This is a genomic window from Pseudanabaena sp. UWO310, assembly GCF_006861605.1.
In the GTDB taxonomy this organism is placed as follows: domain Bacteria; phylum Cyanobacteriota; class Cyanobacteriia; order Pseudanabaenales; family Pseudanabaenaceae; genus Pseudanabaena.
The window spans coordinates 1-10,145 of record NZ_SELU01000105.1 but is presented as its reverse complement, the minus strand read 5'-3'; the positions used below and the strand labels follow the sequence as shown (position 1 = coordinate 10,145).

Genomic DNA, 10,145 nt, shown 5'->3' with positions numbered 1-10,145 from the left:
CTGTCAAACTTTGTAGAATCCGAGGTTTATTTTTTAGTTTGGCGTATGACAGCATTTTCTAACTTGCAATTTTCTGAAATGCACCTATTTTAGCAACTTCTTTTGTTTATTTCCGATAAAGTCTATTTAATACCAATTCCCAAAATGGCGTTGCCATTTTGGGAATTGGTATTAAACCCAGAATCAAAATCTGTAGCGCACGCTGCGCATGCGCTACAGATTTTGGTTTTTTATATTTAATTGCGCCTAGCTACTTAGCTAAGTATAAATAAACCTAAAACTTAAAAGCCTGTGCCGCCCGCTGCGCGGGCGGCACAGGCTCTGGTTTGATTATTTAATTATACTGACGTACTTATAAATCGTATAAATCGGAAATCACTGTAGTATTCTGGTTTTGCGGTATATATACATCAAACATGGAATATAAAAGGCTTGGCTCAAGCGATCTTTTGGTGTCCGAAATTTGCCTAGGGACAATGACCTACGGTCAGCAAAACACGATCGCTGAGGCTCACGAACAACTAGACTATGCGATCGCGCAGGGGGTGAACTTTATTGATACTGCCGAAATGTATCCAGTGCCGCCAAAAGCAGAAACTCAGGGCAGAACCGAGCAATATATCGGTGAATGGTTAGCTCAGCCTCGCATCAAGCAACAACGCGATAAATTAATTGTAGCTACTAAAATTATTGGTACGGGACGCAATTACAATTGGTTGCGTGATGATGCGATCGCCGCCTTAAGTCGCAAAAATATTTTACAAGCCGTAGATGATAGCCTCAAGCGTTTACAAACTGACTACATCGATCTCTATCAAATTCACTGGCCTGATCGCAACGTACCGATGTTTGGACAGGTAGCCTTTGATCCCCAGCAAGAGCGAGAAATGGTCGCCATTGCCGAGCAATTAGAAACCTTTGCCGAACTCATAAAGGAAGGCAAAATTCGTTATTTGGGAGTCAGTAATGAAACTCCTTGGGGAATCTGTGAATTTAGTCATACCGCCAAAAGACTAAATTTGCCGAAGATTTTATCAATTCAAAATGCCTACAGTCTTCTCAATCGTACCTTTGACAGTCACCTTGCCGAAGCTTGTTTTCGCGAGGGAGTGAGTTTACTCGCCTATAGCCCCCTTGGGTTTGGACATCTGTCAGGCAAGTATCTCCAAGGTGACCAAACCAATACCCATACTAGGATCGGTCTATTTCCTAACTTTGGTCAACGCTATAACAAGGTTAATGTCCGCGCAGCTACTGCGGAATATGCAGCGATCGCACAAAAGTATGATTTATCTCCTACCCAATTAGCCTTAGCATTTGTAAGAAGTCGTTGGTTTGTGGCAAGTACAATCATCGGTGCAACGACAATGGAACAACTTCAGGAAAATATCGACAGTGCTAATGTGCGGCTCAGTACTGAGATTTTGGCAGAAATCGATAATGTCCACGCCCGTTATTTTAACCCAGCACCTTGAGTAATAAATTCAGTGCAATCCTATCTCCCTGCTCTGGGAGATAACGTATTAAACCTCATTCGCATCATGAAAATGACCTACCGTAAAGCGCTAATCCCCCTTCTTACTGCTGTTAGCTGTCAAATTCTCATTGCTGACGGTGCAATCTCTGCCAATATCGCGGATAGCGGCAATGTCATCCAGTTAAATGGACAGACTTGGTCGGGGCGTTGGATCAAGAAAGTCGAGCAAGGACAGCAAAACCTATACGTACAAGAAGACTGGCTAACGGGTGGTTTAGGTGTACAGATGATGGATTCAGACAAAGCCGATCGCCAAAGACTGCGATGGTTTTCGAGTCCCACCTTCTCACAGGTTACCTTTGATAATACGGGGCGATGGCGCTATCTCTCCCTCGCCCCATTTACCGAGCAATGGCGGACAGAAATCTCAGGTACTACTCTCAATATTTATACCCCCGATGCCCAAATGCAATCTCTGCGCCGAAGCAAACAGGTTTGGGGCGATCGCATAGCGATCGATCTCAGTCGGCGCACACCTTGGCGAGTCAGTCAGCAGGGTAATACGATCACGATCTTTGTATCAGCGGAAGTTTCACCCGATCTGCCCATTGGCTCCAATGCGATCGCGGGGAACTTGGTAAAATCGGTTAACGTATTGCCAATGGGGAAATCGACCCAAATTCAGATTCTGTTGAATGAATCGATCCAACCTGCGATCGAGATGCTCAGTAGTCCATCCCCGAAACTAGTCATCGATCTGCGGCGGGACTATATTCCCCCTAGCTTGACGGTGCAGTGGGCTGAGGGGCTGCGGAGAATTGAACGGGTTGTCGAAATTCCCAACAAGCCCAAAACAGATAAGGAGCCTAAGACCATTAAATTCTCAGTTACGGCTTTAGAGGTCGATTTGAAATCCCCGCGATTAAGATTACGTCCCATTTGGAGCAATCCCGAAGGTTCACCTGAAGGCATCATGGGTTTAATGCCATTGCCGCAAATGGTGGAACAGTCTCAAGCGATCGGTGCAATCAATGGGGGCTTTTTTAACCGCATTCGCAAGTTACCCGTAGGCGCAATTCGAGAAGGTAATCGGTGGATTGCGGGAACGGCGCTAGTCAGAGGCGCGATCGCTTGGAACGAGCAGGGTGACGCGATCGTCGATCGCCTCAACTTCAATGAAGAAATCAGTACGGCAAATCAGGCAAAAATTTCCCTTACTAATCTCAATAGCGGTTACGTACAAAGGGGAATTGCTCGCTATACATCCAATTGGGGTAGCCTGTATACTCCGCTTACCGAAAACGAACTGATCATTGTGGTACGAGGCGATCGGGTCACGGCTCAATATCAGGGCAGTGCCGTCGGTGTCGGACAGGTTGCCATTCCCAGTGATGGCTATGTCCTAGTGGCAAGACAAACGCCTGATGCGGCAAATCAATTACCCGTGGGGATGACCGTTCGCGGTCGGCAAGCCTTCATTCCTGACAAGTTTGCCAGCTTTCCCAATCTAATTGGGGCAGGTCCACTACTACTCAAAAATGGAAGCTTATCTTTAGACGGAAAAGTAGAACAGTTTCAAGCAGGTTTTGATACTCAGGCGGCTAACCGCAGTGCGATCGCCACAACTAAGGAAAAAGGTAAACTGCTCCTTGCGACAGTTCAAGCTGCCCCTGACGGGGTTGCGCCCAATCTCCTCCAGACTGCTGAAGTTCTCAAAAAAATAGGGGCAGTGGATGCGCTCAACCTTGATGGTGGTAGTTCTTCTACCCTCTTTCTCGGTGGCGAAATTCTCAATCGCTCGGTAACGGAGATCGCACCAGTTAATAATGCGATCGCCATATTTATTGCTCCTCCTCCCTCAAAACCACAATTTTAAGCAATACCAATTCACGCAAGTGTTGTCACACTTTCGTGAATTGGTATTAGTTGGAGATTAGTAGCATTGCTATTTTTTTGAATTAAAAGCTACCAATCAATTCCTCATCCTTTACAAAATTGTAAACAGGTTTTATGTTTCCATCAATGCGACATCCCTATCGATATGTATGGGATTTCTGGTATTATTTCGATCCCAAAACAGCCTTATATCACTTGTTTTATCTCAATGCTGATGAGATTTTGGTGCCATCGGCAAAGCACCATCATGCAGCCTGCGTAGGATATGCAGTTACTTCAGACTTCCTGCGGATTGAATGGAGCGGAGAAAAAGAATTTGATATTTTAAAACCTCCAAAGCACCATTGGGCAAACACTTCCATTTGGAGTGGAGATATTATCAAGATCAAAAATGGATTTCTCCTGTTCTATACTTCGAGAAATCGAGAATTAGATGATGGTATGACTCAAAACATTGGAGTTGCCTATACCGAGGACATTTTAAGTAATCGCTGGCAACTTTCTTTGATGCAAATTCCTCCTGGATATTGCTATCAGCTTAAAAATTCCCTCGGCGATCTATCGACCCATGCTTGGCGCGATCCATTCCTATTTCAAGATAATGGACAGATATATATGCTGTTATCCGCAAAGTCAACGAAAGAACCGATCGGGCGTAATGGCGTAGTGGGATTGTTAAGACTGAAAGATAATAATCTGTCCAAAGGAGAATGGGAATATTTAGATCCGATCTTAAGCCCCTGCTCCTATTCAGAAATGGAAGTACCGCAACTATATAAAGATTCCCAAGGTAAATATGAATTAGTCTTTTCGACTTGGGCAAAAAATGACTTTGCGGCTGCCACGAGGCAAGCTGGCGGTTTGCAGGGATTTACGAGCAGTAATTTTAGAAAGTTTAGTGGTATTCCCCATGTCTTATTGCCCGAAAAATATGGATTGTATGCCTGTCGAGTAATTCCAGAACTAGATGGAGAAATTGTCGGATTTGATACTCAGGAGGGTGGCATTCGTCGTAGTGGGGTAAAGACGAACTTCAAGCATGTCGATCGCGATTTCTCCAAATATAGCTTTAACATCAACGAATTGGGAATATAGCTGTCACGCTTGAGTCGGTTTTATCCCCAAACAAGAGTGGCGGCGCTCCGCGCCGCCACTCTTGTTTGGGGTTTTGACTCGTCCTATTGAAGCGATCGCACTGATGCGAGCAAATGATCTGCCACTATTTCGATTTCATCGAAAGTATTAAACCGACCAATGCCAAAGCGAATGGAAGCATAGGCTAACTCCTGAGAATGTCCCAAAGCTATCAAGACATGGGATGGCGTAGTTTTTGCCGAAGTACATGCCGAACCAGAGGAAATGGCGACAATGGGTTGGAGAGCGAGCATTAAAGCCTGTCCGTTAACTCCCTTAACGCTGATATTGAGATTGCCTGCTAGTCTTTGCTGGCGATGACCATTGAGAATGATGCGATCGCATTCACTTAACCTTTGCCATAAATGTTCGCGGAGAAATAGAGTCTTTTGCTGTTCTTCCTCTTGGGAAGCGATCGCAATTTCTAGCGCTTTCGCAAAGCCGACAATCTGCGGTGTATAGAGAGTTCCCGATCGCATTCCCCGCTCATGTCCACCCCCATGTAACTGTGGGGCAATGGACACTCGCGGTTGACGACGACGCACGTATAATGCGCCAATCCCTTTGGCTCCATAGATTTTATGGGCGGTGAGGGATAGCAGATCGATCTGCATCGCCTCTACATCTAGCGGGATTTTACCGATCGCTTGCGCCGCATCGCTATGAAATAGGACTTGGTGGGATCTACAGATCTGACCGATCTGGGCGATCGGTTGCAATACACCGATTTCATTATTAGCTGCCATCACCGAAACTAAAATCGTATCGGCACGGAGCGCACGTTCGAGATCCTGTAGATCGATCAATCCGTCCGAGTTGACGGGTAAATAGGTAACCTCAAACCCAAGCGATTGTAAGTAGGCGCAGGGATCTAGTACGGCCTTATGTTCCGTCTGAACGGTAATCAGATGTCGCCCCTTCAGGTGATAAGCCTCAGCCACGCCCTTAAGTGCGAGATTGTTGGCTTCGGTTGCGCCACTGGTAAAAATAATTTCTTCAGGGGTAGCATTAATGGTCTGAGCGATCGTTTCCCTCGCTAACTTAACGGCTGCTTCTGCCTCCCATCCATAAAAATGACCGACACTAGCGGGATTACCAAAGTTTTCACAAAAATAAGGCAACATGGCAGCTAATACCCGCTCATCAACGGGGGTCGTCGCATGACAATCTAGGTAAATCGGTCTTTTCATTATCTGTGCATTACTAGGTGCATTATACCAATTCACGAAAGTGTGACAACACTTTTGTAAATTAAAAGCCAAACCCAGTAAGGTTTTTCAAGTTAATAAATGGCTACGCCATTTATTAACTTGGTATGAGTAGCTAAGAGAGAATACCGCCCGCTACGCGGGCGGTATTCTCTCTTAGCTACTTACTAGATTATTAGATTAATTGCTGTAAAGCTTCTCCCGAACCAATTACCGAAATCGCTGGCGTTCCAAAATATTTTTGGGCAGCCCGTTGGACATCGGCTTCAGTGACCGCTTCGATCGCTTCCACAAATTGGCGATCGAACTCTAAACCTAAGCCCATTACCTCATACCAACCATATACCTGAGCAATCTGACCATTGGTTTGTTTGCCAAGAGCATATTGTCCTAATAGCTTACTTTTACAAACTGCTAATTCAGCCTCGGTGATTGGTACTGTCGCAAGGCGCTCGCATTCATGGCGCAAACCTGTCAACGCTGTGCCCGTATTGTGGGAAGCCGTACCGATATAGGCAACAAATTGTGAGGTATCGAGACGAGTAGGATAAAAGGCTGATACTTCGTAGGCAAGTCCCCGCTTTTCCCGCAGTTCCACAAACAAGCGGCTCGATAAACCATTGCCTAGATAGGTCGAGATAATTTTAAGGGCGGCATAGTCTGGAGAACTGACCGAGGGGGCAGGATAGCCAATCATGACGATCGCCTGTTGAGTATCCTGCTCGTGGGTAACGAGCAAGGGTTGAAAGTTGGGTGATGGAGTATTAATCGTAAAGGATTGGGTCGGGTTTTGCCAATCGCCAAAGGCTTCTTCGACCATTGCGATCGCCCGATCGATCGAGATATTCCCTGCAATGCTCACCACCATCTGATCGGGGCGTAAATAGGTATGGTGAAAATCAACGAGATCTTGCCGAGTAAGATTACTAACCGACAATTCCGTACCAAGGCTAGAAAAGCCGTAGGGATGATCCCCATACATCAAATGTTGTAGACCCTCGTAGGCAATAGTTAAGGGACGTTCCTGCTGCGCTCGGATCGATTGGATGGTCAAACGCCTCTCCAGATCGAGTTCGCTATCGGGATAACTGGGCGATCGTAAAATCTCCGCCCCCAGTAACAACATATCTTGAAAGTCCGCAGTAATCGTTTTTAATGACAACAAGAAATAATCGCTAGAACATTCCGTACCAAGGGATGCACCAATAGACTCTACCTGCTCCGCAATTTCGAGGGAAGAATACCTTGTGGTTCCCCTTGTCATCAGCGAAGCTGCTAGGTGCGTTAGCCCTGATTTTTCAGAGGTTTCAACCATTTCTCCCCCCGCAAAAAAGCAACGCGCAGCAATAATATCTACGGTGGGGTTTTCGGTTACTAAAACCACAATGCCATTGGATAGCACCAAGCGATCGCTAATTCGTTTTGACATTACTGGTGACATTATTGGTGACATTATTGGCAAGTGTGTCTTCCCCGATTGATAGCTATCCCGATTGATAGCTGCATCAAGTATATCATCAGGACATAAAACCCAAAAAATAGCGACGACGTTGCAATTCCTAGCTATTGACCATATAGCTACAGTCACTTGAATTAGGACAAATCAAACCCCAAGAATTGAGTGGCGGCGCTTCGCGCCGCCACTCAATTCTTGGGGTTTATGTCCTAGTACAGGCAATAGCTATAAAACCGTCAACATAGGGCTGACAATAGCTATTCCCAAATTTCCCAAAATTTCCCCAAAAATTTTCCCAAAATAAATGTGAATAATGTCTCGCATCGCGATACTTTAAACTGCATAGGTAAAGATGGGTGGCGCTTTGCGCCGCCCATCTTTATGAGGTGCGACGCTTCTTGCTGCAACTTGATACTTAGATACTTGATACTTAGATACTTGATACTTGGATACTTGATACTTGGATACTTGACTACCACGCTCCCCCCTATTTGATCGCAAAAAGCTAGATTCTACTGGCTTTTGCAAGCCAAACTAACGATATACATAAGCTCAAACTTGATGAATCATGAGTAATGGTTGAGAAAATCTACTACTTACGCTGATAGATCGACAGATTATGTTAGATTTTCAGTCATCTTTAGAGAGCCGTATTAATATGTTAAGGATAGATAGTGGTCTCTTTTGTCTACCCCTGAATTACTTAGAGTACTTGGACAACACTAACCAAATCCAATCAGCCATCAATACAACTCGGTTTAAGTTTTATGCAACATAAAGCCTTTAGTGCAATGCGCTTATATAAATATCCACGAATTAACGACAAATCATCAGGTACTGGTCACTAAATGTCTAGGCTATAGTCCTTTTCAAGGGAATCAAGGCTCCCGAGTCAAGTGCAAAAAATTAAACCCTGTAAAGCTTTTGCCGTTTTAGTTCTCCATAAACAAACTAAAACAACGCTATATCAACAACATTTTGTGGTTGAGATGCTCGGAAAAATGCTGTAAACACGAAGATGTTAAATTCGGAGAGGATTGGATGAGTACTGCAAAGGATAAACAAAAATGTCTAGATTGCTTAATTCAAGCGATCGCAGACTTAAATGGTCAGGCGAACCGAGAGCAATTGACCAAAATCTCCAATTTGATTATTCAGACCATGACTGGTCCTTGGCGGTCTTTCCATACGCCCAATCACATTTTTGAAGTGGGGGAAGGGGGCGATGCGATCGAGGTAATATCGGCATTATTTCATGATCTGGTGTATGTACAAGTCGATCAAGGCATCAGCGTGAATATCAGTCGGTATATTTCTCCCTACATCAAACAGGATCGCGAGCAGCTCGTCATTCTTGAGCCTCCCGAATTACAAGAAGATGTCGCTTTTAAGATGGTGATCATGCTGTTCGGCTTTCAGCATGGACAGCCCCTATTACCAATGTCTGGGCAAAATGAGTTTCTTAGCGCCTTAATTGCAATAAAAGCGCTAGAAAATATGTTGCCCTTAACAAGACTGACTGAGATTGCAGCTTGTATCGAAGCCACTATTCCTTTTCGCCCGCAACTAGAATCTGGGTTGACCTGTTCCGATCTCCTATTTGGTCGTTTAGTTGAGGCAAATGAAGTCTTTCAGTTTGGCTGGAGCGATCCCGAAATCGCGGAAATTGTCAAACGAGCCGTACGGCTCTCGAACCGCGATGTCGAAAACTTTGCTAGCCCTAATTCTTCACGATTTCTCAATAACACTTGGAATCTAATTCCAGAGACAAATCACGATCTGAAGAATGTTAACTCCTATAGCGTGCATGGCTATCGAGTTTCTATCCAAAAGATGGAAGGATTTATGAACTTCCTTTCCCCCGAAATTGTCTTTAGACGCTATCGGGATGAGCCTAGCGAAAAAAACTATTACAAGCTCCTCGCTCAAACCAAGCAAAACTTGGAAGTGTCAAGGCTGTACTTAGGCACAAAATTAACCTCGATCGCTGTTTTAGAAGCATTGTCCTTTCGGATTGGGCGAGACATTTCCCTCTCCACGATGATGGGTGAGCTACCGCTCGAAGATACGCCAGTGATCGGCTTAGAACAATTTTTACCCGAAATCGATACGCCCCATCAGCCCTCAACGCCGATTGAAGCTGAGGTATTAGAGCTTTTAGATAAAGGGAGAACGGTTGATTCTAGTTACGATGTCAAGAATTCACCCGTGGCTACTTTTATGGTTAAGTCTCTCGGATTTTCGGAAATGCAACGGATGCTGCTACTATCCAAGGAGTTTTTTAAAGGTAATTTTACCTCTGAAGAATTAATTGCAAGTTGCGATCCCTATGTGATGTCAACCATTAAGGGGGCAGTTTTACAGCTATTTGAATCTCGCAAAGCCGCCCTTTCTCAATAGGCCGGTAAACCAGCAAATAAGAAATTTTTACTACTATAGTTCTTATATAGCTGTAGGTAAGTTTGTAGGTATGGTTGGCGCGACAAAGGCATAGTCTGAGACGATTGTGCCACCAATAATATGTTCTTGGAGGATCCGCTCTAGCAACTCTGGTGTTGCGGAATGATACCAAACACCATCGGGATAGACCAGCAAGATTGGTCCGCGATCGCATACGCGCAGACAATTAGTTTTAGTCCGAAAGATTTTTGCTTCGAGATTGAGTTCTTTGATGCGGCGCTTGAGATAGTCCCATGCTTGCAGCCCTGCTTCCTTGGGACAGCAGATCGGTTTAGTCTGATCGGCGCATAGAAATAAATGTTTTTCGATCTGAGGGATCGATAATTTCTGAGCAAGGACAGCTAACTCTTGACGAATCCGCTCTAGATCGGTGGATTCTAGAATCAGCTCCTCGGCGATCGCTGGATCGGGGGTAAGAATGTCTGGATCTAATGCCATAGGAATCAATATAAAAAGACTGATTATATGGTAAGGATGGGTGACGCAAAGCGTCGCCCATCCTTACCTATAGGAT

7 protein-coding genes are annotated in these 10,145 nt (G+C 44.9%); 4 read left to right on the top strand and 3 right to left on the bottom strand.

The window, feature by feature from the left end:
* Nucleotides 1-416 precede the first annotated feature (416 nt).
* From PseudUWO310_RS22090 to PseudUWO310_RS22080, 3 genes are all read left to right on the top strand, one after another.
* Entirely contained in the window at nucleotides 417-1,475 is a 1,059-nt protein-coding gene (locus PseudUWO310_RS22090; protein ID WP_143190514.1) for an NADP(H)-dependent aldo-keto reductase, read from the top strand.
* A gap of 12 nt (nucleotides 1,476-1,487) precedes the next feature.
* On the top strand, nucleotides 1,488-3,353 hold the full coding sequence (locus tag PseudUWO310_RS22085; RefSeq protein WP_223805810.1) for a phosphodiester glycosidase family protein: 1,866 nt from the start codon (nucleotides 1,488-1,490) through the stop codon (nucleotides 3,351-3,353).
* A gap of 134 nt (nucleotides 3,354-3,487) precedes the next feature.
* Nucleotides 3,488-4,468, top strand: a complete 981-nt coding sequence (locus tag PseudUWO310_RS22080; RefSeq protein WP_143190512.1) for a beta-fructosidase — start codon at nucleotides 3,488-3,490, stop codon at nucleotides 4,466-4,468.
* Between the two features lie 83 nt (nucleotides 4,469-4,551).
* Here PseudUWO310_RS22080 and PseudUWO310_RS22075 read toward each other — a convergent pair whose 3' ends face one another.
* On the bottom strand, nucleotides 4,552-5,700 hold the full coding sequence (locus PseudUWO310_RS22075) for a cysteine desulfurase family protein (RefSeq protein WP_143190515.1): 1,149 nt from the start codon (nucleotides 5,698-5,700) through the stop codon (nucleotides 4,552-4,554).
* A gap of 190 nt (nucleotides 5,701-5,890) precedes the next feature.
* Nucleotides 5,891-7,144: a M16 family metallopeptidase gene (locus PseudUWO310_RS22070; RefSeq protein WP_143190510.1), complete on the bottom strand. Its 1,254-nt coding sequence runs from the start codon at nucleotides 7,142-7,144 to the stop codon at nucleotides 5,891-5,893.
* A 1,068-nt stretch (nucleotides 7,145-8,212) separates the two neighbouring features.
* Here PseudUWO310_RS22070 and PseudUWO310_RS22065 point away from each other — a divergent pair.
* Nucleotides 8,213-9,571, top strand: a complete 1,359-nt coding sequence (locus PseudUWO310_RS22065) for a hypothetical protein (protein WP_143190509.1) — start codon at nucleotides 8,213-8,215, stop codon at nucleotides 9,569-9,571.
* A 42-nt stretch (nucleotides 9,572-9,613) separates the two neighbouring features.
* Here the strand turns inward: PseudUWO310_RS22065 and PseudUWO310_RS22060 are convergent, their stop codons facing one another.
* Complete coding sequence (locus tag PseudUWO310_RS22060; protein WP_143190507.1) at nucleotides 9,614-10,069, bottom strand: (2Fe-2S) ferredoxin domain-containing protein; 456 nt, start codon at nucleotides 10,067-10,069, stop codon at nucleotides 9,614-9,616.
* Nucleotides 10,070-10,145: the final 76 nt, after the last annotated feature.